General features: G+C 69.6%; 17 protein-coding genes. 11 read left to right on the forward strand and 6 right to left on the reverse strand.

Translation table 11 applies throughout. From position 1 onward, the window contains the following. Positions 1-137 precede the first annotated feature (137 nt). The 3 genes from pssA to AC3A84_RS11830 all read right to left on the reverse strand — a co-directional run bounded on the left by pssA (position 138) and on the right by AC3A84_RS11830 (position 3,663). A complete protein-coding gene (gene pssA / locus AC3A84_RS11820) occupies positions 138-761 on the reverse strand; it encodes a CDP-diacylglycerol--serine O-phosphatidyltransferase (RefSeq protein WP_487969814.1) in 624 nt (207 codons plus the stop codon). Between the two features lie 252 nt (positions 762-1,013). After that, a complete protein-coding gene (locus tag AC3A84_RS11825) occupies positions 1,014-3,188 on the reverse strand; it encodes an acetoacetate--CoA ligase (protein ID WP_487970068.1) in 2,175 nt (724 codons plus the stop codon). Positions 3,189-3,426: 238 nt separating this feature from the next. Continuing rightward, entirely contained in the window at positions 3,427-3,663 is a 237-nt protein-coding gene (locus AC3A84_RS11830) for a DUF6139 family protein (protein WP_487969815.1), read from the reverse strand. A 194-nt stretch (positions 3,664-3,857) separates the two neighbouring features. On the opposite strand from AC3A84_RS11830, the gene ubiM reads away from it, so the two are divergent. From ubiM to AC3A84_RS11855, 5 genes are all read left to right on the forward strand, one after another. Next, positions 3,858-5,126, forward strand: coding sequence for a 5-demethoxyubiquinol-8 5-hydroxylase UbiM (ubiM, locus tag AC3A84_RS11835; RefSeq protein ID WP_487969816.1), 1,269 nt, complete (start codon positions 3,858-3,860; stop codon positions 5,124-5,126). 192 nt (positions 5,127-5,318) lie between these two features. Continuing rightward, positions 5,319-7,055, forward strand: coding sequence for an ABC transporter permease (locus AC3A84_RS11840; RefSeq protein WP_487969817.1), 1,737 nt, complete (start codon positions 5,319-5,321; stop codon positions 7,053-7,055). Positions 7,056-7,131: 76 nt separating this feature from the next. Beyond that, positions 7,132-8,460 carry an ABC transporter ATP-binding protein gene (locus AC3A84_RS11845; RefSeq protein ID WP_487969818.1) on the forward strand — a complete coding sequence of 443 codons (1,329 nt, stop codon included), beginning with the start codon at positions 7,132-7,134 and terminating at the stop codon, positions 8,458-8,460. Positions 8,461-8,926: 466 nt separating this feature from the next. After that, positions 8,927-9,994 (forward strand): sensor domain-containing diguanylate cyclase, encoded by a 1,068-nt coding sequence (locus tag AC3A84_RS11850; RefSeq protein ID WP_487969819.1) that lies wholly within the window; start codon positions 8,927-8,929, stop codon positions 9,992-9,994. A 119-nt stretch (positions 9,995-10,113) separates the two neighbouring features. Further along, complete coding sequence (locus tag AC3A84_RS11855) at positions 10,114-12,024, forward strand: B12-binding domain-containing radical SAM protein (RefSeq protein WP_487969820.1); 1,911 nt, start codon at positions 10,114-10,116, stop codon at positions 12,022-12,024. Between the two features lie 54 nt (positions 12,025-12,078). On the opposite strand, the gene pdxR is transcribed toward AC3A84_RS11855, so the two are convergent. After that, on the reverse strand, positions 12,079-13,596 hold the full coding sequence (gene pdxR, locus AC3A84_RS11860) for a MocR-like pyridoxine biosynthesis transcription factor PdxR (RefSeq protein ID WP_487969821.1): 1,518 nt from the start codon (positions 13,594-13,596) through the stop codon (positions 12,079-12,081). A 119-nt stretch (positions 13,597-13,715) separates the two neighbouring features. On the opposite strand from pdxR, the gene AC3A84_RS11865 reads away from it, so the two are divergent. The 6 genes from AC3A84_RS11865 to gabD are packed head-to-tail and all read left to right on the forward strand — an operon-like array spanning position 13,716 to position 20,895. After that, complete coding sequence (locus tag AC3A84_RS11865; RefSeq protein ID WP_487969822.1) at positions 13,716-14,984, forward strand: 4-aminobutyrate--2-oxoglutarate transaminase; 1,269 nt, start codon at positions 13,716-13,718, stop codon at positions 14,982-14,984. 34 nt (positions 14,985-15,018) lie between these two features. After that, positions 15,019-16,152, forward strand: a complete 1,134-nt coding sequence (locus tag AC3A84_RS11870; protein WP_487969823.1) for an ABC transporter ATP-binding protein — start codon at positions 15,019-15,021, stop codon at positions 16,150-16,152. 46 nt (positions 16,153-16,198) lie between these two features. Beyond that, positions 16,199-17,233: an ABC transporter substrate-binding protein gene (locus tag AC3A84_RS11875; protein ID WP_487969824.1), complete on the forward strand. Its 1,035-nt coding sequence runs from the start codon at positions 16,199-16,201 to the stop codon at positions 17,231-17,233. 19 nt (positions 17,234-17,252) lie between these two features. After that, on the forward strand, positions 17,253-18,563 hold the full coding sequence (locus tag AC3A84_RS11880; protein WP_487969825.1) for an ABC transporter permease: 1,311 nt from the start codon (positions 17,253-17,255) through the stop codon (positions 18,561-18,563). Positions 18,564-18,584: 21 nt separating this feature from the next. After that, positions 18,585-19,418, forward strand: coding sequence for an ABC transporter permease (locus AC3A84_RS11885; RefSeq protein WP_487969826.1), 834 nt, complete (start codon positions 18,585-18,587; stop codon positions 19,416-19,418). A 13-nt stretch (positions 19,419-19,431) separates the two neighbouring features. Then, on the forward strand, positions 19,432-20,895 hold the full coding sequence (gabD, locus tag AC3A84_RS11890; protein ID WP_487969827.1) for an NADP-dependent succinate-semialdehyde dehydrogenase: 1,464 nt from the start codon (positions 19,432-19,434) through the stop codon (positions 20,893-20,895). 150 nt (positions 20,896-21,045) lie between these two features. On the opposite strand, the gene AC3A84_RS11895 is transcribed toward gabD, so the two are convergent. Together AC3A84_RS11895 and AC3A84_RS11900 are read right to left on the reverse strand one after the other, a co-directional pair. Next, positions 21,046-23,637, reverse strand: a complete 2,592-nt coding sequence (locus AC3A84_RS11895) for an ATP-binding protein (protein ID WP_487969828.1) — start codon at positions 23,635-23,637, stop codon at positions 21,046-21,048. A gap of 165 nt (positions 23,638-23,802) precedes the next feature. Continuing rightward, positions 23,803-25,137, reverse strand: coding sequence for an AsmA family protein (locus AC3A84_RS11900; RefSeq protein ID WP_487969829.1), 1,335 nt, complete (start codon positions 25,135-25,137; stop codon positions 23,803-23,805). Positions 25,138-25,319 lie beyond the last annotated feature (182 nt).

Below are 25,319 nucleotides of genomic sequence, written 5' to 3' on the forward strand. Positions count from 1 at the left end.
CACACCGTCAATGCGCGTGCGGCGCGCACAGCGCACGAATACCCACGGAAATGACCCAAAGCCCTTGCACGATCTGCACACCCAGCTATCGAAAGCGAAGCAAGCGCCCCTCAGGGCCCTGGGGCTGCGGCGCGATCTCAGAGCTTGGGAATACGGATGCGGCTGATCATGAGCGAGCCCGACAGCGCGAACAGCATCACCAGCGGGTGCAGCGTGAAGCCGCCCAGCAGCACGCTGCCGAACCAGAGCTGCTCGCCCACCGCGCCCATGGCGGCGGCGAGCGACATCAGCCCCACCAGCACGATGGAGGTGGGAATGGGCGTGCCCTCGAAGTACTTGACCTTGCCCGAACCCTCGGAGAGCGTTTCGGCGGTGACGTTGTAGCGCGCGAGACGTGAGACGCCGCAGGCCACGAAGTAGGCCAGCACGATGCGGTCGTACAGCCCCTGCATGCCGCAGGCGTAGGCGATGATGGCCGGCGCCACGCCAAAGGAGATCACGTCGGCCAGCGAATCCAGCTCGCGCCCCATGGCCGAAGACTTCTGCCGCCAGCGCGCGATACGGCCATCGAGCACGTCGAAGATGAGCGCGGCCAGCACCAGCGCGGCCGCGAAATGGATGTGCCGCACGTCGCCCGCGGCCAGATAGGTCATGGACGAGAACAGCGCTCCCACGCCGCACACGGCGTTGCCCAGCGTGAACCAGTCCGCGAGATGGAACTCGCGGATCATCGAAAAGCGCTTGGGGGCGGGTGCATTCATGGAAACGGGTCCTCGAAGGAAACAGGAAGACGGGCAGGCAGACGATCGGACGGGCGACGAACAAGGCGACCCCGCCAGCGGCCCATTATCGAACGGGCCCATGGCGCCAGCCGTCAGGCAAGTCCTACGAAGGCGTTCGACCTGATTGAGGAGGGGGGCAGGGACGGGTCATCGCGCGATGCGATGCCACGCCGAGGCGGCAGGCAAGCCATGGCGGCGCGCCGCGAACGGACGTGGAACAGGTTCTCAGCATCAGCCGAGCGGTGCAGCGGTGCCGCCGGCGCGCGATGCCGCGAAGGCCACGAACCAGTCAAGGCTGCCCGGGTTGGCCATGGCGTCGCGGTTGACCACCTTCTCCGCGGGCTGGCCCAGCAGCAGCTTCTTGACGGGCAGCTCCTGCTTCTTGCCGGTCAGGGTGCGCGGCACCTCGGGCACGGCCAGGATGTCGTCGGGCACGAAGCGCGGCGAGAGCGCGTCGCGGATCGCCCCGGCGATGCGCTGGCGCAGGGCATCGTCCAGCTCGGCGCCGGGCCGCAGTGCCACGAAGAGCGGCATGTAGCTGGGCCGCCCCAGGTATTCGAGATCGACCACCAGGCTGTCAAGCACCTCGGGCAGCGCCTCCACCGCGCTGTAGATCTCGCTGGTGCCCATGCGCAGGCCGTGGCGGTTGATGGTGGCATCGCTGCGGCCGTAGATGATGCAGCTGCCCGTGGGCATGACCCGGATCCAGTCGCCGTGCCGCCAGACCGGCCCCATGGCGGCGGGCCCGTCGCCACCGCCCGGCCGGCGGCCGTGGCCGGGCGGGTACATGTCGAAATAGCTCGCCAGATAGCGTTTGCCGTCGGCATCGCCCCACAGATAGAGCGGCATGGACGGAATGGGCTGGGTGCAGACCAGCTCACCCACCGCGTCCACCACCGGCTGGCCCTGGGCGTCCCACGCCTCGACGGCGGCGCCGAGCATGCGGCACTGCATTTCTCCGGGTACCTGGGGGAGTTCGCGGTGGCCGCCGATGAAGGCCCCGCAGAAGTCGGTGCCGCCCGAGATGTTGTCCCACCAGATTGGTTCGCCCCCGCGCTCGCCTGCTTCGCATGGCTCGCTGCCCCCCAAGGGGGCCCCGCCTTGCTTGGGGCGGCCCGGCGCTGCGGCGGCGCCGTCATCGAGGGAGAGATCGCGCACACGTTGGAACTGCCGCGTTCCCCATTCCTGCACCTCGGGCGAGAGCGGCGAGCCGGTGGTGCCGAGCGCGCGGATGCGGGAGAGGTCGCCGCAGGCGGCCAGATCGACCCCGGCTTTCATGCAGTTGGCGTAGAAGGCCGCGCCCGCGCCGAAGAAGCTCACGCCGGTCTCGGCCGCGAAGCGCCAGAGCGTGCCCCAGTCGGGCCGCTCCCGGGTGCCGCCAGGGTTGCCGTCGTAGATCACGCAGGTGGTGCCCGAGAGCAGCCCGCTGGCCTGCGCGTTCCACATCACCCAGCCGGTGGAGCTGTACCAGTGGTAGCGCTCGCCGAAGGAGTTGGGCGCGTAGCTGCAGCCGATGTCGTTGTGCAGGCTTTTGAGCTGCAGCGCCACCAGCAGCATGCCGCCGTGGCCATGGACGATGGGCTTGGGCAGGCCGGTGGTGCCACTGGAATAGACGATCCAGAGCGGATGATCGAACGGAACCCAGCGCGGCTCGAAGGCTGCGACTTCTTCATCGTTTTGGCCGCTGGCGCTTGTGTAGTCTGCGCAGTTAGCTATTTTTTTTGAAGCATCGAGGTTATTCACCAACACCACGTGCTGCAGCGAAGGCAGCTGCGCGCGCAGCTCGGCCAGTACGCCGGTGCGGTCCAGGTCGCGCCCGCCGTAGGTCACACCGTCCACCGCGATCAGTGCCTTGGGGGCGATCTGGCGGAAGCGGTCCAGCACGGCGGCCGTGCCCATGTCGGGCGCGCACACGCTCCAGACGGCGCCCAGGCTCACGGTGGCCAGCAGCGCGACCATGGCCTCGGGGATGTTGGGCAAATAGGCGGCCACCCGGTCGCCCGGGCCCACGCCCTCGCGTTGCAGGTGCAGGGCCAGCGAGGCGACCTGCCGGCGCAGCTCGGGCCAGCTCATCTCGCGGTGCACGCCCTTTTCGTTGCGGCTGATGATGGCGGGCTGGCCCGCAGCATGGGCGGCGTCCACATGCCGCAGCGCCTGCCGCGCGTAGTTGACCTGCGCGCCGGGGAACCATTCGGCCCCTGGCATGGCGTTGCGCGCCAGCACCGCGCTATGCAGCGTGGGCGACTCGACCTCGAAATAGTCCCAAACGCTCTGCCAGAAGGCGTCCAGATCGGTGATGGACCAGCGCCAGAGCGCGTCGTAGCCGTCGAAGTCCAGGCCACGCTCGCGGCGCAGCCAGTCCTGGTAGAGGCGGATCTGGGGGATGAAGGGCGACGGTCCGGGCATCTGCGTGCCGGCCGCCGGGGTTACGGGGGCGGTGCTTGTCTCCATCGGCGCAGCGTAGCGCGGAGCGTTGGGGGCGTCATCCGGGGAAGGTCCCCGGATTGACAGCCCGCTCCCGGGCTGTGAACGCAGCGGCGGGCAAAGCCCAGCGCAGAGGTTCTGGCGAGGCGCCGCTTCGCGGGCAATACGGCTCGTACGATCGGATGCGGCGTCGATGCCAGAAAGGCTTTGCCCGTCACGTTCAGTCGGTTTGCTCGCGCACGCTGGTGATGGCGTAGCCCTTCTCGCGCAGCTGGCGGCCGGGCTCGGGAATGCCGAAATCGTCCCAGTGCGCTGCGGTCTCGTCCATTTCCTGCCCGGTCAGTTCGCTCTCCCAGTCGGTGTTGGTGGCTTCCTGGGGAATGGTGCGTCCTTCGGGCACCACCAGATGGGAATATTTGCCCTCGGTTTCTGATCGGCGATAGATGTCCACGCGCATGGTCGGGTCCTGGGTCGGGTTGAAAGGACACCCACTCTAGCCGCTGCGCCCGTCCGGCGGCGTAGGAAGACGTAGCGGCACGGCCGATGCCGGCGCGACGGACCTTCTTCTTGCGCCAGGGCAAGGCCGCCCGCCGTGGGCCGTCCCACAATGGCCGCCCCGCCCGCCGCCTGCAACGCCCTGGAGCCGCCCCCATGCCCGCATCCGCCCTGCCCCACCCCCACGGTACCGACACCGACGTGCTCATCGTCGGCGCAGGGCCCGCGGGCCTCTCGCTGGCGGCGGCGCTGGGCCAGGCGGGGCTGCGCGCCACGGTGGTCGAACGGCAGGACGAGGCCGCTCTGGGGGACCCGGCCCCCGACGGCCGCGAGATCGCCCTGACCCACCCCAGCGGCGAGCTGCTGCGCCGCCTGGGCAGCTGGCAGCGGCTGGCAGCGCACGAGATCGGCCGCATCGGCCGGGCGCAGGTGCACGACGGGCCGCTGGGCCGGCATGCCCCGCTGGAAGTGGCGCCGGCCGCCGGCAGCGGCGCCGGCCACCTGGGCTGGATCGTGCCCAACCATGCGCTGCGCCGCAGCGCCTGGCAGGTCGCGCAGGCCACGCCGGGCGTCACCCTGGTCTGCGGGGCGCAGGTGGACCGGGTAGCGGCGCTGCCCACGCAGGCCGAGGTGGACTTCACCCCCGCCGGCAGCGCCCCCGGCACGCCGGCCACGCGGCTGACGGCGCCGCTGGTGGTGGCCGCCGACAGCCGCTTTTCCAGCGCCCGGCGGCAGCTGGGCATCGCCGCGCAGATGACCGACTTCGGCCGCAGCGTCATCGTCTGCCGCATGCGCCATGCCGAGCCCCACGGCGGCGTGGCGCACGAATGCTTCGGCTATGCGCGCACCCTGGCGGTGCTGCCGCTGCCGGACGACCCCGAGGACGGAGCCCCCCAATGCTCGGTGGTGGTCACCGCCGGCGCGGCCGAGGCCGCCGCGCTGACGGCGCTGGATGCGCGCGCCTTCGCCGCCGAGGTGCAGGCCCAGTTCGGCCACCGCCTGGGCGCGATGCGCCTGGTGGGCGAGCGGCATCTCTACCCGCTGGTTGCCGTCTATGCCCAGCGCTTCGCCGGAACGCGTTGCGCCCTGCTGGGCGATGCTGCCGTGGGCATGCACCCGGTGACGGCCCACGGCTACAACCTGGGGCTGGCGGGGGTCGAAACCCTGGCCCGCACCCTGGCCGAGGCGCGCCGGCGGGGCGAAGACATCGGCGCGGCCGGCGTGCTGGCGCGCTATGAGAGCGCGCACCACCGCCGGGCTCTGCCCCTCTACCAGGGCACCAATGCCATCGTGCGGCTCTATACCGATGCCCGACCACTGCCCCGGCTGCTGCGCCGCTGGGTGCTGGAAGGCGCGCGCCGGCTGCCGCCGCTGCAGGCCGCCATCGCCGGCCAGCTCACCGGCCGCACCGCAGCCGCCGGCTGACGGGGGTGGCGAGGGAGTGAGGGACGCTGCCTCGCCTGAAAAGGGCCGGGCGGCGAAAGAACGCCGGTCTTTGGGCCCCGCGTACACACAACCGACAAACTCCGGTATTACCCTTGCGCCCCTTGCCGTCGGCCGCCCGCTTTTTTTTGTCGGGCCGGCCGGCCCGTCCGTTCCTGTTGCCGGCCCCCCGCCATGACCCAGCCCCAGCGCCGCGAGTTCCTCCCCCGCCAGATCGTGGACGCTCCCCCCAATCGCTGGGACTGGGCCCTGCTGCCCCTGGTGCTGGCCGCCATCGTGCTGCTGGCCTACGGCGCCGCCCAGATGGCCCAGCCCTTCCACATGGGCGACGCACTGCCGCTGTCGCTGGACCCGTGGCAGCTGCCCTACTACCTGCTGCGCACCACGCTGCGCATGTTCATCGCGCTGGGCGCCTCGCTGGTCTTCGCCTGCGTGTTCGCGGTGCTGGCGGCCAAGTACCGGCTGGCCGAACGGGTGCTGGTGCCGCTTTTGGACATCCTGCAGTCCATTCCCATCCTGGGGTTCCTCTCCATCACGGTGACGGGCTTCATCGCGCTCTTCCCCGGCAGCCTGCTGGGCGTGGAATGCGCGGCCATCTTCGCCATCTTCACCTCGCAGGCCTGGAATATGGCCTTCAGCCTCTACCAGTCGCTGCGCACCGTGCCGGCCGAGCTGCAGGAGGCCGCGCGCGTGTTCCAGCTCTCGGGCTGGCAGCGCTTCTGGCGGCTGGAACTGCCCTTCGCCATGCCCGGGCTGCTCTGGAACATGATGATGTCCATGTCCGGGGGCTGGTTCTTCGTGGTGGCGTCGGAGGCGATCTCCGTCTCGCACCAGGACATCAAGCTGCCCGGCGTGGGCTCGTACATCGCCATGGCCATCGAGGCGCGCGACCTGCCCGCCATCGGCTGGGCCATCGCCTGCATGCTGGTGGCCATCCTGCTGTATGACCAGCTGCTCTTTCGCCCGCTGGTGGCCTGGGCCGACAAGTTCCGTTTCGAGGAAGGCAGCTCCGACGCCGCCCCGCGCTCCTGGCTGCTGGACTGGCTGCGCCGCGCGCCGGCCACGCAGAGCATGGCCGGCTGGTGCCAGCGGCAGCTGGGCCGCACGCTGACGCTGTTCAAGCGCAGCCACGACGGCACCTCCATCCGTGCGCGCCCGGCCGCCCCGTCGGCCCGCGCCGAGCGGGTGTGGGACGCGGTGCTGGCCGCCGGTGTGCTCTTCGCCGTCGCCCGGCTGGTGCAGTTCGTCCACACCGAGGTGGGCTGGCACGAGGTGGTCCACGTCTTCACCTTGGGCGGGTACACGCTGGTGCGCGTGATGGTGCTGATCGCGCTGGCGGCCCTGGTGTGGGTGCCCATCGGCGTGTGGATCGGCATGAATCCGCGCTGGGCGGGGCGGCTGCAGGCGGTGGCGCAGTTCCTGGCCGCCTTCCCAGCCAACCTCTTCTTCCCGGTGGCGGTGATGCTGGTGGTGCACTGGAAGCTCAACCCGGACGTATGGCTCTCGCCGCTGATGATCCTGGGCACGCAGTGGTACATCCTCTTCAACGTGATCGCGGGCGCATCGAGCATTCCGAACGAGCTGCGCCTGGCCGCGCAGAACCTGGGCCTCTCCGGCTGGCTCAAGTGGAAGCGCTACCTGCTGCCCGCCGTCTTCCCCAGCTTCGTGACCGGCGCCATCACCGCCAGCGGCGGCTCGTGGAACGCCAGCATCGTGGCCGAATACGTGACCTGGGGCGACACCACGCTGCAGGCTCAAGGGCTGGGCAGCTACATCGCGCAGATGACGGCCTCCGGCGACTTCCCGCGCATCGCGCTGGGCATCGGCGCCATGGTGGTCTTCGTGATGGGGCTGAACCATTTCCTGTGGCGCCGCCTCTACCGCCTGGCCGAAGACCGCATGCATTTCTGACCCGTCGCAGCGCCCCTGAAGGCGACCCGCCCCCAAGACAAGAACAGACTCGAACCGACCCGGAGCCGTTTCCGCCATGACGCAATCCATCATCGAACTCCACGGCGTGGGCAAGGCCTTCCGCTCTTCCGACGGCCGCGAGCGCCCCGTGCTGCAGAAGGTCGATTTCACGCTGCGCGAAGGCGAGATCGTCGCCCTGCTGGGCCAGTCCGGCTCCGGCAAAAGCACGCTGCTGCGCATCATGGCCGGCCTGATCGCCGCCGATGAGGGCGAGGTGCGCTACCGCGGCCAGCCGCTGCACGGGCCGGCGCGCGCGATCAGCATGGTGTTCCAGTCGTTCGCGCTCTTTCCGTGGCTGACCGTGCAGCAGAACGTCGAGCTGGGCCTGGAGGCGCGCGGCGTGCCGCAGGCCGAACGCGCCACGCGGGCCGAGGCGGCCATCGACCTCATCGGGCTGGCCGGCTTCGAGGGTGCGCTGCCGCGCGAGCTCTCCGGTGGCATGCGCCAGCGTGTGGGCATTGCCCGCGCCCTGGTCACCCAGCCCGACGTGCTGCTGATGGACGAGGCCTTCTCCGCGCTCGACGTGCTGACCGGCGAACGCCTGCGCGAGGACATCCTTCAGCTCTGGCGCAGCGGCAGCATGCCCACCAAGGCCATGCTGGTCGTCTCGCACAACATCGAGGAGGCGGTGATGATGGCCGACCGCGTGCTCATCTTCGCCAGCGACCCGGGTCGCATCCGCAGCCAGATGGCTATCCAGCTGCAGCGCCCGCGCGATGCGGACGGCGCCGAAGTCCGCGCCCTCATCGACGAGGTCTATGCGCTGATGACCGCCGGCGCGCACCGCCCGGCCAGCGCCGCAGGCACGCCCGGTGCCGCAGCGCCCGACACGACAGCCAGCCCCGCCAGCCACCGCTTGCCCGAAGCCGACGTGGCCCGCATGGACGACCTGCTCGAAATGCTGGCCGATCCCCCCTTCGACGGCCGTGCCGACCTGCCCCAGCTGGCCGAGGAAGCGGGCCTGGCCGATGACGAGCTGCTACCGACCGCCACCGCACTCTCGCAGCTGGGCCTGGCCGCGCTCGCCCAAGGCGATCTGCAGATCACGGCGCTGGGCCGCCGCTACGTCGATGGAGCGCACGCGCTGCGCCAGGAGCTGTTCGGCCAACAGCTGATCTCGCATGTGCCGCTGATCGCCCACATCCGCCACAGCCTGGAGCAGGAAGCCACCGGCGAGCTGCCCGAGGCGCCCTTCCTGCGCCTGCTGAGCGAGCAGTTGGGCGAGATCGAGGCCGAGACCGTGCTGCGCACCGCCATCACCTGGGCCCGCCACGGCGAGGTGTTCGAGTACGACTACCTGACCGGCCGGCTGCGCCTGCCGGGCGGCGACACGGCGCAGGACTGACGCGCTGCCGCCGCCACCGCGCCACGGCATGGGCGGACGCGCCACCGCATGCCGAGCTTCTGCCAACCCACTGCAAAACCCGTTGTGACGCACATGGCGCTGACCAGCGAACGCAAGCCGGCCCGCCCTCGGGCGAAGGGGCACGGTGCCCGCGGCCTCGGCCCCGGGATGGGGCCTGCCGCCGCGCCGCTCACGCTGCCAGGCGCGTGGACAGCGCACCAGCAAAGGCGGCAAGATATCCGGACATCCACCACCAGCGCATCCCTCGCAGGCAACCTCAGGGAGGCCGAGCGGAACCTGAGCGACCTTGTAGCCGACGCGGCCGTTGGGCACAGTGCAAGAGGGACGGACTTCATTCCTCGGCCGCGGCGGCCCCACGGGGGCACGGCGCAGGCGAACGGGCGATGCCCCAGAACATCCCCGCCCGGCTCGGCGCCCCCGTTCGGCGCCACGGAGAACTTTGACCTTGAATAATTTCTGCATCAATGAGCTCCTCGAGCAGCTGTCGCAGTCCGTCTCCACCGCCCAGACTCTGGAGGAGCTTGTGCGGCCGTTGCTGGAGATGCTGCACGCGGTGACCGGGCTCGAATCCACCTTCCTCACCACCGTGGACGAGACCCTGGGCACGCAGCATGTCGTACATGTCCACAACGCTGGCGGCCTGCAACTGGACGCAGGCATGTCCGTGCCGTGGGCCGATTCGGCCTGCCTGCGCGCGATGCGGGAAAACCTGCGTTTCGCCAACGACATCCCCACGCGGTGGCCCGAGCTGGAAGTGACGCACCAGCTGGGCATCCAGACCTACACCAGCGCACCGGTCCGCACGAGCGACGGCCAGCTCTTCGGCACCCTGTGCGCCGTCGATACGCAGTCCCTGCCGCAGGCACCCCAGTCCGAACGCGTGCTGATCCTGTTCGCCAGCCTCATCGGCCGGCAGATGGAACGCGAGCAGCTCATCCACAAGCTGCTCGATGCCAACCGGCGCCTGGCCTCGGTCGCCGCGACCGACCAGCTCACCGGCCTGCCCAACCGCCGGGCACTGATGGAGGCACTCCAGCGCCTGCTGGGCCAGGGCCAGCGCCGACAGCTGGAGGTGCAAGTCGCCTTCCTGGACCTGGACGGCTTCAAATCCATCAACGACCAATACGGTCATGAGGTTGGCGACCAGTTGCTGACGGCCATCGCCCAGCGGCTGCGCGGCGCGCTGCGCGCGGAGGACTTCGTCGCGCGGCTGGGCGGCGACGAGTTCGTCGCCATCGGCCTGGGTGCGGCGCCACAAGGCGTTGCCGGCAAGCCCGGAACGGACGCCTGGGCACAGCGCCTGTCCGACGCCACGCGCGGCCACTTCGATCTGCCAGGCATCTCGCTCGACTATGACGGCGCCAGCGTGGGCACCCTCAGCCTGCATCCGGGCACGGCGTACGAGGCCGAAGCCGTTCTGCGTCAGGCAGACGAAGCCATGTACCGGCACAAGATGGCGCGGCGCCAGGCCCACGACGGCGCGACCCCGCCCGACGCACGGCCCCGGCGCTGACACCCGCGCGGGGCGCGGCCCGCCAGTGGCCCAGGCCCGCGGCGGCCGGCCATGCCCCCGCTCCGGCGCGGACAGCCCCTGGCCGGGATAATCGCGCCTTGCCCTCCCCCACGCCATCCATGTCCGATTCCGCCTGCCGCGTGCTGGCCGTCATCCCGCCGATGACGCAGCTGAACACGCCCTACCCGTCCACGGCCTATCTCACGGGCTTTTTGCGCTCGCGCGGGGTCGCGGCCTTCCAGGAAGACCTGGCGCTGGCCCTGGTGCTGCGCCTGCTTTCGCCCGACGGGCTCAGGGAAGTGGCCGAACGCGTGCGGGCCCTGCCCGAGCGGCAGCGCAGCCCGGCCGTGCAGTCCTTCGCGGCGCAGCAGGACCGCTATCTCGCCACCATCGGCCCGGCCATCGCCTTCCTGCAGGGGCGCGACAGCACGCTGGCGCACCGCATCGCGGGCCGCCACTATCTGCCCGAGGGGCCGCGCTTTTCCACGCTCGACGTCTATGTGGACGACGAGGGTGGCGACCCCCTGGGCTGGGCTTTTGGCGCCCTGGGCCTGCAGGACAAGGCCAAGCACGTGGCAACGCTCTATCTGAACGACCTGGCCGACGTGCTGCGCGATGCGGTGGACGAGCGCTTCGAATTCGTGCGCTACGCCGAGTCGCTCGCCGGCAGCCAGCCCACCTTCGACCCGCTGGCCGATGCCCTGGCCGCCGCGCCCACGCTGGTGGACGACCTGCTTGCGCAGCTCACGCACGAGGCCATCGAGCGCCACCGGCCCACGGTGGTGCTGCTCTCGGTGCCCTTTCCCGGCTCGGTCTATGCGGCCTTCCGCATCGCCCAGGCCATCAAGGCGCGGCACCCGCACATCGCCACCGTGCTGGGCGGCGGCTTCGTGAACACCGAGCTGCGCGAGCTGTCCGATGCGCGCGTGTTCGACTTCTTCGACTACGTCACGCTCGACGCGGGCGAGCGCCCGCTGCTGGCCCTGCTGGAACACCTGGAAGGCCGCCGCAGCCGCCAGCGCCTGGTCCGCACCTTTGTCCGCAATGACGACGGCGCGGTGCAATACGTCAACATGATGGAAGCCGACGTGGCCTTCGCCGAAGTCGGCACGCCCACCTGGGACGGCCTGCCGCTGGACCGCTACCTGTCGCTGCTGGACATGCTCAACCCGATGCACCGGCTCTGGAGCGACGGTCGCTGGAACAAGCTCACCGTGGCGCACGGCTGCTACTGGAAGAAGTGCAGCTTCTGCGATGTGGGTCTGGACTACATCGGCCGCTACGAGGGCGCCAGCGCCCAGGTGCTGGCCGACCGCATCGAGGCCATCGTCGCCGAGACGGGGCAGACGGGCTTTCACTTCGTCGATGAGGCCGCGCCGCCGAAGGCGCTCAAGGCCCTGGCCACCGAACTCATCGAGCGCAATGCGGGCATCAGCTGGTGGGGCAACGTGCGCTTCGAGAAGACCTTCACGCCCGAGCTGGCGGAGCTGCTCGCAGACTCGGGCTGCATCGCCATCTCGGGCGGGCTGGAAGTGGCCTCGGACCGGCTGCTGCAGCTCATGAAGAAAGGGGTCTCGGTGGACCAGGTGGCCCGCGTGACCCGCGCCTTCAGCGACGCGGGCATCCTGGTGCATGCCTACCTGATGTACGGCTTTCCGACCCAGACCGTGCAGGACACGGTGGACGCGCTCGAATACGTGCGCCAGCTCTTCGCCAACGGCTGCATCCAGAGCGGCTTCTTCCACCGCTTCGCCTGCACGGTGCATTCGCCCGTGGGGCAGAACCCGGCGGAATACGGCGTCACCCTCGCCCCGCTGCTGCCCGGCGGCTTCGCCAGGAACGACGTGGCCTTCATCGACCCGACGGGGGTGGACCACGACGCGCTGGGCACCGGCCTCAAGAAGGCCATCTACAACTACATGCATGGCATCGGGCTGGAAGAGGACGTGCGCGCCTGGTTCCCCTTTCATGTGCCGAAGACGACGGTGAACCGGCGGCGGATCGAAAAAGCGCTGGCCACCCGCGGCTGACGCGGCAAGGCGCGGCGCGCTACGCCAGCGCCCGGCCGCCCTTCTCCCGCGCCCTCATCCCCGTTTTCTGCGCGGCGCCGGCGTCGGCGGCGGCGCCACGGCACCGACCTTTTCCACCGCATCGGCCAGCAGATCGAAGGCCGGGCCGATCCGCTCGTCGGGCACGCATCCATAGCCCAGCAACAGCCCCGCCTGCGCGGACCGGGCCAGGCTGTAGTAGGCACTCAAAGGGCGGGCGACGATGCCGCGCTCCATGGCCGCGCGGCACACCGCCCAGTCGTCGCGCAGATGAGGCAGCCCCAGCACCAGATGCAGGCCCGCCTCGTCGCCCATCACCGGCAGCGCCTGGCCGAAGCGGCGGTTGATGGCCGCGATCAGCAGGCTGCGCCGCTCGGCATACAGGCCGCGCATGCGGCGAATGTGCGATGAGAGATAGCCCTCGTCGATGAACTCGGCCAGCACCGCCTGCTGCATGAGCTGGCCTTCGCGGTACAGCTCGGCCAGCCCTTGGGAGAAGAGATCCGCCAAGGGCGCGGGCACCGCCATGTAGCCCACACGCATGCCTGGGAACAGCGTCTTGCTGAAGCTGCTCAGATAGATCACCTGGCCGTTGGTGTCCAGGCCCTGCAGCGACGCCAGGGGGCGGATGCCGAAGCGGAATTCGCTGTCGTAGTCGTCCTCGATGATCCAGCAGTTGTGCTGGCGGGCGTACTCCAGCAGCATGCGCCGCCGCGCCAGGCTCATCACCATGCCCAGCGGGTACTGGTGCGAAGGCGTGCAGATGATGAGCCGGGGAGGCCGCGCCAGGTGCCGCGCTTCGGGGCGGATGCCCTCGGCATCCACGGGGATCGGGGTGAGCTTGAGCCCCGACGACTGCAGGATGCCCCGCAGCCCCCAATAGCACGGCTCCTCGATCCAGACATGGTCGCCCACGTCGCACAGCAGGCGCACGGCCAGGTCCACCGATTGGTGGATCCCGGTGGTGATGATGATCTGCTCGGGCTGGCAATTGGCCAGGCGCGCCACCCGCAGGTAATCGGCCAGCGCGCGGCGCAGGGGCCGGTAGCCGCCGCCCGGCGCATAGGTCATCAGCTCCGGCTGGGGGTTGCGCCAGATGCGGCTCTGCAGCCGGTTCCATGACTTCAGGGGGAACTCGGTGACATCGGGCACGCCAGGCATGAAGGCGCCCCACTGCAGCTTCGATACGCCGCTGAGTTCGATGGTGCGCTTGCCGCGCGCGGACAGCCGGTGGCGGTCTCGCACCGCGCGGCGCGGGGCGCCCTCGGGGCCTACTTCCACGCGGTCGGGCTGGGTGTCGGCCACATAGGTGCCGCTGCCGCTTTGCGTCTCCACATAGCCTTCGGCCAGAAGCTGCTCATAGACCTGGATCACCGTGTTGCGCGCGATGGAGAGGTCCGCGCTCAGCGCGCGCGACGAGGGCAGCTGCGTGCCCGTGGCCAGCCGGCCGGACAGGATCGCCTGCTGCAACAGGCGGTAGAGCTGCCGGTAGGCCGGCTCGTCGGCGTTGGTGTCGAGGTTTTCCAAAAGCCAATCCGAGAGGATGGAATACATGGCTTACCCGTAGAAAGTGGTTCCATCGAAATGGAAGAAATGGCTCTTCATTGTAGGACCGAGATTGCACACACTCTGTCCACGTTTCAACCACCGACCGCCCAATCGAGGAGCCGCCCATGGACAACCAGACACTGCAGCAACGCAAGGACGCCGCCACCCCGCGCGGCGTGGGCGTGATGTGCAACTTCTACGCGGACCGCGCCGAGAACGCGGAGCTCTGGGATGTCGAAGGCCGCCGCTACATCGACTTCGCCGCAGGCATCGCGGTGCTCAACACCGGCCACCGCCACCCGAAGGTGGTGGAGGCGATCAGCCAGCAGCTGGGCCGCTTCACCCACACCGCCTACCAGATCGTTCCCTACGGCTCCTACGTGGAGCTGGCCGAGCGCATCAACCGCATCACCCCCGGCAGCCACGCGAAGAAAACCGCCTTCTTCAGCACCGGCGCCGAAGCCGTGGAAAACGCCGTGAAGATCGCCCGCGCCGCCACCGGCCGCGCCGGCGTGATCGCCTTTGGCGGTGCCTTCCATGGCCGCACCATGCTCGGCATGGCGCTGACAGGCAAAGTCGTGCCCTACAAGGTCGGCTTCGGGCCCTTCCCCGGCGACATCTACCACCTGCCCTTCCCCAACGCACTGCATGGCGTGACGCAAGAGGCCGCGCTCAAGGCGCTGCAGCAGGTGTTCAAGGCTGACATCGACGCGGCGCGCGTGGCGGCCATCATCGTCGAGCCCGTGCAGGGCGAAGGCGGCTTCTACATGGTGCCGCCCGAGTTCATGCGCGCACTGCGCCAGGTCTGCGATGACCACGGCATCCTGCTGATCGCCGACGAAGTGCAGACGGGCTTCGCGCGTACCGGCAAGCTGTTCGCCATGGAACACTACGACGTGCTGCCCGACCTGATGACCCTGGCCAAGAGCCTGGCCGGCGGCATGCCGCTGTCGGCCGTGTGCGGCCGTGCCGAGATCATGGACGCCGCGCAGCCCGGCGGCCTGGGTGGCACCTATGCCGGCAATCCGCTGGCCGTGGCCGCGGCGCATGCGGTGCTGGACGTGCTCGAAGAAGAGCAGCTGGCCGAGCGCGCGAACCACCTGGGCGCCAAGCTCAAGGCGCGGCTGCAGGCGCTGCGCGGGCAGGTGCCGCAGATCGCCGACGTGCGCGGCCCGGGCGGCATGGTGGCGGTGGAGTTCAAGCACCCCGTTACCGGCGAGCCCGACGTGGATTTCCTCAAGCGCGTGCAGTCGCGCGCGCTGGCCGACGGCCTGCTGCTGCTGAGCTGCGGCACCTACGGCAACGTGATCCGCTTCCTGTTCCCGCTGACCATCTCCGACGCCACCTTCGACGAAGCGCTGGACGTGCTGGACAACGCGCTGCGCCAGGCCTGAGCCTGCAAGACAACCCCGCCGGAGAAAACCGCACATGCCTACCGCGCACACCAGCGAAACGCCCGCTGACAAGGACGTCCTTGTCAGCTTCCGTGGCGTGAAGAAGACCTACGATGGTGAGAACCTGGTGGTCAAGCAGCTCGATCTGGACATCTACCGGGGCGAGTTCCTGACCCTGCTCGGCCCCTCGGGCTCGGGCAAGACCACCTGCCTCATGATGCTGGCCGGTTTCGAGTTCCCGACCAGCGGCGAGATCCGGCTCGACGGCAAATTGCTCAACCGCGTGCCGCCGCACAAGCGCGACATCGGCATGGTGTTCCAGAACTACGCGCTCTTCCCCCACATGACGGTGGCGCAGAACGTGGGCTACCCGTTGCAGGTGCGCGGCATCGGCGGCGAGGCCCGCAAGCGCCAGGTGGCCGAGGCGCTGCAGATGGTGCGCATGGAAGCCTTCGGCGAACGCTTCCCGGCCCAGCTCTCGGGCGGGCAGCAGCAGCGCATCGCGCTGGCCCGCGCCCTCGTGTTCAAGCCCCAGCTGGTGCTGATGGACGAACCGCTGGGTGCACTCGACAAGCAGCTGCGCGAGCACATGCAGCTGGAACTCAAGGCGCTGCACCGCCAGCTGGGCGTGACCTTCGTCTACGTGACGCACGACCAGGGCGAGGCGCTCACCATGTCGGACCGCGTCGCCGTCTTCGACCAGGGAATCATCCAGCAGCTGGACCCGGTGGGCTCGCTGTACGAGACGCCGCGCAACGCCTTCGTGGCCAGCTTCATCGGCGACAGCAACCGCCTGCAGGGCCGCATCGGCCCGAACGAGGCGAGCCAGGCTGCAGGCCACTGCACGCTGCAGCTGCCCGATGGGCATGTGCTGCGCGGCGTGCGGGTGGCCGATGCCGCCACGGCCGGCCAGCCGGCGACCGCCAGCATCCGGCCCGAACGCATGCGGCTCGCAGAGGCTGCCCAGACCAGCACCGGCAACGTGCTGCGCGGCCAGGCCGCGGGAATCATCTATTTCGGCGACCACGTGCGGCTGCAGTGCGACATCGCCGGCCAGCCGCAGTGCTTCGTCAAGGTGCCGCTGGACACCCCCGCGCTGGCCCATCTCGCGCCCGGCCAGCCCGTGGCGCTGGCGTTCGAGCCCGAGCACCTGCGCATCTTCGCCTGAGTCTTCGTTTCACCCCCCGCCCCTCCACCACTGAAAGGCACTCACCATGCAACGCACTCCCCTCTACGCCACGGCCACGGCCCTGCTGCTTGCCTGCGGCACGGCCAGCGCCCGGGACCTGACCGTCGTGAACTTCGGCGGCGCCAACGGCAATGCGCAAAAGCAGGCCTTCGTGCAGCCGTTCGAGAAGCAGACAGGCCACAAGATCATCGGGGTCGAATACAACGGCGAGCAGGCCAAGGTCAAGGCCATGGTCGAAGCCCGGCGCGTGACCTGGGATCTGGTCGAAGTGGAAACCGGCGATCTCGCCCGGGGATGCGAGGAAGGCCTCTACGAAAAGCTGGACTACAGCAAGATCGGCCCCAAGACCGGCTTCATCCCCGAGGCCCCGCAGGAATGCGGCATGGGCATCTTCGTCTGGTCCACCGTGCTGGCCTACAACAGCGACAAGCTCAAGACGCCCCCGACCGGCTGGAAGGACTTCTGGGACGTCAAGAAGATCCCCGGCAAGCGCGGCATGCGCAAGACCGCGCTCTACAACCTCGAATTCGCGCTGATGGCCGACGGCGTCGCCGCCAAGGACGTCTACAAGGTGCTGGCCACGAAGGCGGGCGTGGACCGCGCCTTCAAGAAGCTCGACGAGATCAAGCCCTTCATCCAGTGGTGGGAAGCCGGCGCCCAGCCGCCCCAGTTCCTGGTGGCTGGCGACGTGGTGATGAGCACGGTGTTCAACGGCCGCATCGACGCTGCACGCCGCGAGGGCAAGGCGCTGGACGTGGTCTGGGACGGCGGCATCTATGACCTGGACTACTGGGCCATTCCCAAGGGCGCGCCCAACAAGGACCTGGCGCTCGACTACATCGCCTTCACTGTGGCACCGGCCCAGCAGGCCGCGTATGCCAAGCAGATCGCCTACGGCCCGGTGAACCAGGCCGCGCTCAAGCTGCTGGACGCCAAGACCCTGGCCGACCTGCCCAACGCCCCGGCCAACAGCAAGAACGCCGTGCTGCTCAACGGCGCCTTCTGGACCGACCACGGCGAGGAGCTGCAGCAGCGCTTCACCGCCTGGGCCGCCAAGTAAGCGCCCGGCGCCCGCTGCCATGAACGACGCCGCCGCACTGCCTCCGCTGCCCCCGGGCGGCGGCGCCCCTGCCGGGTCTTGCGACCATGCCTGCGACGACATCCCCGCTACGGCCGCAGGCCAGCGGCGGCTCAAGCAGGAACTGCACCGCGCCGAGCTGCGCAAGAAGGCCTCCGCGCTCGCATTGATCGCCCCGCTGGCGCTCTTTCTGCTGGTGGTGTTCGCCGTCCCCATCGGCGCGCTGCTGCAGCGCGCCGTCTCCAGCCCGGAGATTCCCGACGCGCTGCCGCAGGTCGTGGCCGCGCTGGAACACTGGGACCGCCGCTCGCTGCCGCCCGATGCCGCCTTCGCCGCGCTCGCCACCGACCTGGCTGCCGCACGTCAGGGCAACGGCGTGGGCGAGCTCGCGCGCCGGCTCAACAACGAGATCAGCGGCTATCGCTCCCTGATCACCAAGACCACGCGCGCCCTGCCCGCCGAAGGCGACGCACGGGCCGCGCTGATCGCCATCGACCCGCGCTGGGGCGAGCTGCCCTACTGGCAGGCCATCGCCAAGAACGGCAGCCGCACCACGCCGTTCTTCCTGCTGGCCTCGCTCGATCTGAAGCAGGACAACCTGGGCCACATCCAGAAGGCCCCTGACGACGGCGCGATCTACCTGGACATCTTTGGCCGCACGCTCTGGATCGGCGCACTCACCACCGGCCTGGCACTGCTGATCGCCTTCCCGCTGGCGTACTGGGCCTCCACCCTGCCCGCGCGGCAGGCCAACCTGGTGATGATCTGCGTGCTGATCCCGTTCTGGACTTCGGTGCTGGTGCGCATCGCCGCCTGGGTGGTGCTGCTGCAGCAATCGGGCCTGGTGAACGGCGGGCTGCAGGCGCTGGGCGTGATCCAGGAGCCGCTGGCCTTGCTGTTCAACCGCACCGGCGTGACCATCGCCATGGTGCACATCCTGCTGCCCTTCATGATCCTGCCGCTCTACAGCGTGATGAAGGCCATTCCGCCCACCTACCAGCGGGCCGCCATCTCGCTGGGCAGCCACCCCTTCGCTGCGTTCTGGCGCGTCTATGTGCCGCAGACCTATGCGGGCATCGCCGCCGGCGTGCTGCTGGTGTTCATCACCGCCATCGGCTACTACATCACGCCCGCGCTGCTGGGCGGTCCCGGGGACCAGATGGTGAGCTACTACGTCGCGTACTTCACCAACCAGGCGGTCAACTGGGGCATGGCCTGCGCGCTCGGCGCCCTGCTGCTGGCCGCCACGCTGGTGCTGTACGCCGTGTACCAGCGCATCGTGCAGACGAACGCCAACGCCAACATCCGCTGACCTCACCGGGGAACGACTTCCATGCGATCGCTGCTCCACACCTTCCCGCCCTATGCCACGCTGGCCGAACGCGTCTGGTACTACGCGCTGCGCATTGTGTGCGTGCTGGTGCTGCTCTACCTGGCCCTGCCCATTCTGGCCATCGTGCCTCTGTCGTTCAGCGACAGCAGCTTCCTGGCCTATCCGATCAGCGGCTTCTCGCTGCGCTGGTACCGCAACCTGTTCGAGGCCGAGGAATGGATGCGCGCCGCGAAGAACAGCTTCATCGTCGCGCCGGCCGCCACCCTCATCGCGACCGTGCTGGGCACCCTTGCCGCCACCGGGCTGAGCAAGGCGGAGTTCCGCGGCAAGGCGCTGCTGATGGCGGTGCTGATATCGCCCATGGTCGTGCCGGTGATCGTGGTCGGCGTGGGCATGTACCTGTTCTTCGCGCCGCTGGGCCTGTCGGACAGCTACACCGCGCTGATCCTGGCCCACGCCGCGCTCGGCGCGCCCTTCGTGGTCACGACGGTGCTGGCCACGCTGCAGGGCTTCAACCACAACCTGGTGCGCGCCAGCCTGAGCCTGGGGGCCGGCCGGCTCACCACCTTCTTTCGCATCACCCTGCCGCTGATCGCGCCGGGCGTGATCTCGGGCGCGCTCTTCGCGTTCGCCACCTCGTTCGACGAGGTGGTGGTGACCCTCTTCCTGGCCGGTGCCGAGCAGGTCACGCTGCCGCGCCAGATGTTCACCGGCATCCGCGAAAACATCAGCCCGACCATCGCGGCGCTGGCCACGATCCTGATCGTCTTCTCCACCACGCTGCTGCTGGCGCTCGAATGGCTCAGAGGCCGTGCCGCCCGCCGCGGCGCCTGAGGCAAAACCACCCATGCTCACACTGAAAAGCCCCTCCCTCCTGCGCCAGCAGGCCTTCCTCGCCGGCCGCTGGTGCGACGCCGACAGCGGCGCCACCTTCGCCGTCACCAACCCCGCCACCGGCGAGGTGATCGGCCACGTGCCCGACATGGGCGCGGACGAAACGCGCCGCGCCGTCGACGCGGCCCAGGCGGCCTGGGCGGGCTGGCGCCGCCGCACGGCCAAGGAGCGCAGCGCCATCCTGCGCCGCTGGAACGACCTGATGCTCGCGCATGCCGACGACCTCGCGGCGATCATGACGGCCGAGCAGGGCAAGCCGCTGGCCGAATCGAAGGGCGAGATCGCCTACGCCGCATCGTTCATCGAATGGTTCGCAGAAGAAGGCAAGCGCGTGCATGGCGACACGCTGCAGTCCCCGGCCGGCGACAAGCGGCTGCTGGTGGTCAAGGAACCCATCGGCGTCTGCGCCGCCATCACGCCCTGGAACTTCCCGGCCGCGATGATCACGCGCAAGGCCGGCCCCGCCCTGGCGGCCGGATGCACCATGGTGCTCAAGCCGGCCGAAGGCACGCCCTTCTCGGCGCTGGCCCTGGCGGCCCTGGCCGAAGAGGCGGGCGTGCCGGCCGGCGTCTTCAGCGTGGTGACGGGCGATGCGCGCGCCATCGGCGGCGAACTCACCGCCAACCCCATCGTGCGCAAGCTCAGCTTCACCGGCTCGACCGAGGTGGGCCGCCTGCTGATGGCGCAGAGCGCGCCCAGCATCAAGAAGCTGTCGCTGGAGCTGGGCGGCAATGCCCCCTTCATCGTGTTCGACGATGCCGACCTGGACGCCGCCGTGGCCGGCGCCATGGCCTCCAAGTTCCGCAACGCCGGCCAGACCTGCGTGTGCGCCAACCGGCTCTACGTGCAGGCCGGCGTCTATGACGCTTTCGCCGAAAAGCTGGTGGCGGCCGTGCGGGCGCTCAAGGTGGGGCCGGGCACCGAGCCCGGCGTGGAGCAGGGCCCGCTGATCGACGCGGCGGCGCTGGACAAAGTCGAAGCGCACATCGCCGACGCCGTCGCCCAGGGCGGCCAGGTGCTGACGGGCGGCAAGCGCCATGCGCTGGGCGGCACCTTCTTCGAGCCGACCGTGGTGGCCGGCGCCCGGCCCGGCATGCAGGTCGCGCGCGAAGAGACCTTCGGCCCGCTGGCCCCGCTGTTCCGCTTCGAGACCGATGCCGAAGTGGTGCAGCTGGCCAACGACACCGAGTTCGGCCTGGCCAGCTATTTCTACAGCCGCGACATCGCCCGCGTCTGGCGCGTGGCCGAGGCCCTGGAATACGGCATGGTCGGCATCAACACCGGCCTGATCTCGAACGAGGTCGCGCCCTTCGGCGGCGTGAAGCAGTCGGGCCTGGGGCGGGAGGGCTCGTCCTACGGCATGGACGACTATCTGGTCGTGAAATACCTGTGCATGGGCGGCCTCACGAGCCTTTGAACGGGCCAGCGGCCCGGCCGAGAGGGAGCGCCAGCGCCTGAACGCTATCAAAACAATAGCTTCATGCGCTCATCCGAAGGGCGCAAAGCGGCGTTTGAACCCACACCCGGCCAGCCGTGCCGCTTGCGCCCCTCCCCGTTTCAGCGCCGGTCAGTTCTCGATCATCTCCCGCACCTTGCCGGCCAGCGCCTCCATGTCGAAGGGCTTGGTGATCACCTGCATGCCGTACTCCAGCAGGCCGTTGCCCACCGCCGCGTTCTCCGCATACCCGGTGATGAAGAGCACCTTCAGCTGTGGCCGCGTCACCCGGGCCGCATCGGCCACCTGGCGGCCGTTGAGCCCGCCGGGCAGACCCACGTCGGTCAGCAGCAGATCAACGCGCCGGTCGGACTGCAGGATGTGCAGGCCCGCCTGCCCGTCGCCGGCCGAGATGACCTGATAGCCCATGTCCTGCAGTTCCTCCACGATCAGGCTGCGGATGGTGCCCTCGTCCTCGATCACCAGCACCACCTCGCCGTCGGCCTGGTGGGCGTAGCGGAGTCGTTCCTCCTCCAGGTCGGGCTCGGCCTCGCCCACGTGGCGTGGCAGATAAAGGCACATGGTCGTGCCCTCGCCAGGTTCGGAATAGATACGCACCTGGCCTCCCGACTGCCGCACGAAGCCATAGACCATCGACAGGCCCAGCCCCGTGCCCTGGCCCATGGGCTTGGTGGTGAAGAAGGGATCGAAGGCGCGGGCCACGACGTCAGGCGTCATGCCCGAGCCGGTGTCGGTCACGCAGATCGAGATGTACTGGCCGGGCGGCAGCTCGCGCTCGCTGGCAGCGCGGTCGTCCAACCATTTGTTGGCGGTTTCGATGGTGAGGCGCCCGCCGTGGGGCGCCATGGCGTCGCGCGCGTTGATGCACAGGTTGAGCAGGGCATTCTCCAGCTGCGGCGCATCGACCTTGGTGAGCCACAGCCCCCCGGCGCCCACCACTTCCAGCTCGACCGACGGGCCGACCGTGCGGCGCACGATCTCCTCGATGCCCGCCACCAGGCGGTTGACGTCGGTGGGCTTGGGGTCCAGCGTCTGGCGGCGCGAGAAGGCCAGCAACCGCTGCGTGAGCGATGCGGCGCGGCGCACCGAGGCCTGCGCCATGCCGATGTAGCGCTCGGCGTTGTCATAGCGCTGCGCGGCCAGGCGCTTTTCCAGCACCTGCAGGCTGGCACTCATGCTGCCCAGCAGGTTGTTGAAATCGTGCGCGATGCCGCCCGTGAGCTGGCCGATGGCTTCCATCTTCTGCGCCTGGCGGAAGTGCTCCTCCACCTCCATCAGCTCCTGCGTTCGCTGGGCCACCTTGCGCTCCAGCGACTCGTTCACCTCGCGCAACTGCGCCTCGGTGCGCGCACGCTCCACGGCCGTGCGCGTACGGCCGGCGACTTCGCGCATGAAGTCGCAATCCTCGTCGGTCCATTCACGCCGCGTCGCATTGCTGGCGAAAAGCAGCGCCACGAGCCGGCCCTGCTCCAGCACTGGAACATGCAGCAGGGCGGCCACGCGGCGCTCACGCAGGGCAGGCAGCGCGGTGCGGGTGCGCTCGTCCGCCGCCACGTCGGCGATGCGCACGATGCGATCGGCCTTGAGGTCATCGACGAAGCTGCCGTAATGGCGCAGGTTCAGCGTGCCGGCCACCGAAGGCATGTCCAGCCGCGTCCAGTCGGAAGGCACCGTGGCGTTTTCGGCGCTGTGGTCCACCAGGGCATACCCCGCACGGCTCACGCCCAGGGTGCGGCCCAGGAGCTCGGCGGCAGCAGAGCAGATGTCGTTGGCGGAATCCTGCGAGCGGAGCAGGTCGGTGAACTGCGCCAGCGCCGTGCGCCGCCGCTCGGCCTTCATGCGGCCCGTGACGTCCACGCCCTCCACGAAGATCCCGGTGACGACGCCGTGCGCATCGCGGATGGGCTGGAACACGAAGTCCACGTAGTGCTCGCCCACGGGCGATTCATAGCGCGCACCATGGGCCGTCAGGGCCTCGCCGCTGCGATAGACGCCGTCAAGCAGCTGCATATAGCCCTGCGAGAGCACCTCGGGCAGCGCCTCGGCGAGGGTCAGCCCGATGAGGGCGCGGGGCCCCACCAGGCGCCGGTAGCCGGGATTGGCCATCACGATGCGGTGCTCGGGCCCTTCGAGCATGGCCATGAAGCTGGGGGACTGCTCGAAGAGCTGGGCGAAACGCTCGCGCTCGGTGACCAGGCGCCGCTCTGCCCGCACCTTGGAAGAGGTGTCGGAGACCAGCGCAAGAACCCCGCAGGGAGTGCCCTGCTCGTCGGTGATCGGCGAATAGTGCAGGTTGAACCACACCGTCTCCGGGGTTCCGTGCAGGTTCAGCTCCAGCGCGATGTCTTGGTAGTCCAGCGTGCCGCCTGCCAGGCACACGCGCATCACGTGGCTGTTGAAGTCGCGCGCTTCAGGCCAGGCCTTGCTGACCGGCAAGCCCAGGATGCCCGGGTGACGCTGGCGGCTGAAAGCGGCGTAGCCCTGGTTGTAAAGCAGCGTGCCGCTCTCGCCCCAGAGCAGGGCCATGGGCATGGACGAGCGCAGCATCGTGGCCACGGCCAGCCGCAGATGCACCGGCCAGTGGCCAAGTTCGCCCACTGGCGTGGCAGCCCAGTCGAAGTCGGCGATGAGCTGGCCCATGGAGCCGCTGCCCGCCAGAAAGGGCGGAATGGAACGGGTTGAGCCAAGGGTGGTGGATGACATGCAGTATCAGCTTTCCGGTATGTCTTGTTTTCTCAGGCCGCCCGGGAACGCGCGTAGCGCCCAGGCTCGCGCGGCAGCGCAGGCCATGGCGGCAACGACAAGGCGCCGAGGCCTCCGGCGGGAAGAAAGAAGCGAAGACGTAGGCATCGCATGGCAGGCCCCTCCTCAATCCGGGTCCCGGTACACGGGAGCGGGCGTGGTACGCCCGCCCGGGGGGGCCGCGCCGGAACTGCCCCCGCCTGCGCCGAAGATGCGCCGCAGCGTCTCGCCCAGCCGAGCGCCGAGCGCCGTGCCCACTCCGGGAGCCACGGCGGTGCCCACGGCAGCGCCCGCCAGCGCGGCGGGCGGCAGGCTGATGGTGGGATCGGCCACGGTACCGCCGAAGGTCAGCGGCACACCGACCAGGCCCTCGACGAGATCGACGGCGATGTCGCCCTGCACCCGGCCGCTCTGCACCACAGCGGAGCCCGTGGCGGTGAGCACGCTGGAGGTGGCGCGCAGCTCCGAATAGCGCACGATGGTGCCGTTGCGGTCGGCTTCGGTGCTGACGACGCCGCTGAACCGGTCCAGCGGCGTGCTGCCTTGGCGCTGCTGGCCCGCGCTTTTCACGGCACGCTCCAGGTCGAAGGTCAGCAGGCGCGCATGGGACATGTCGAACCGGGTGCGGGTGTGCAGCGAGCGCAGGGCCTCGGCCGGATCGGCCCCCTCGGCGATGAGGTCGGCATGGCCGCTAGCCCGGCCCGCCACGATGGAGCGACGGTCGAACGCGGCCATGAGGCTGACCACATCGACCTTGCGGAAGTCGATGGCGCCGGTGACCTGCCAACGTTCGCCCAGCACCTTCAGGCGCAGCTCGCCCTGCTCGGTGCGGCCGCCGGCCGTGACGTCGGCGCGCCAGCGGTCTTCGTCGCCTTCGCGGGTGATCTCCAGGCGGGCCGGCTCGGCCGCGCCTTCGCGTTCCAGCCGCCCGCTGCGAGGGCGCCAGCCCGCCTCGAACCGCAGCTCGCCCGCATAGGCCAGCGCCCGGCCCGTGCGCGACACCCAGCGCACACCACGCCATTCGGCCCACTGCAGCGGAATGGCGGCGAGCCGAAGCGGGCCCAGGCCCGCATCGGCAGCATCGCCATCGTGCGCCTGGATATGGAATTCGGACAGCGACGCCTGCGGCACCGTGGCGCCTTCCAGCACCAGGCGCGTGATCGCCACGCGCCGGCGCAGCACATCAGACCAGGCCGCATCGGCAGTGACGCGTGCGGCGGTCACGGGCTCCGGCTGCTCGGTGGCCACCCCCTCCAGCACCAGCTGCGGTGCCGGCCAAAGGGACCAACGCAGCCGCTGGACGGTGACGGGCACGCCGAGCGCGTCCGAGGCCTCGGCCTCCACCCTGCGGGCCAGGGCCTCGTCGGAAGGCAGCCAGAGCCACAGGGCCAACGCAGCCAACGCCGCGACCGCCAGCAAGCATGAAGCCAGTGCGATCCACAAGGTGCGGCGCTGAAGCATGGGCGGGGCGGCGGACAACCAAAAGAGAAAAGGGGAAGCGGGGGGGCGGCAAGGGCCGGCGTAGCCGGCACGGCGGGCCCACCCCAGGCGCGATGTAGTCCGATTCGAGGGTACCAGCAGCGCACCCCGCCCGCCCGTCATCCCCTGGCTATAAACAGTGTGCGGCAAAAGCGCGGTTCCTG

Source organism: Paracidovorax sp. (assembly GCF_057642795.1).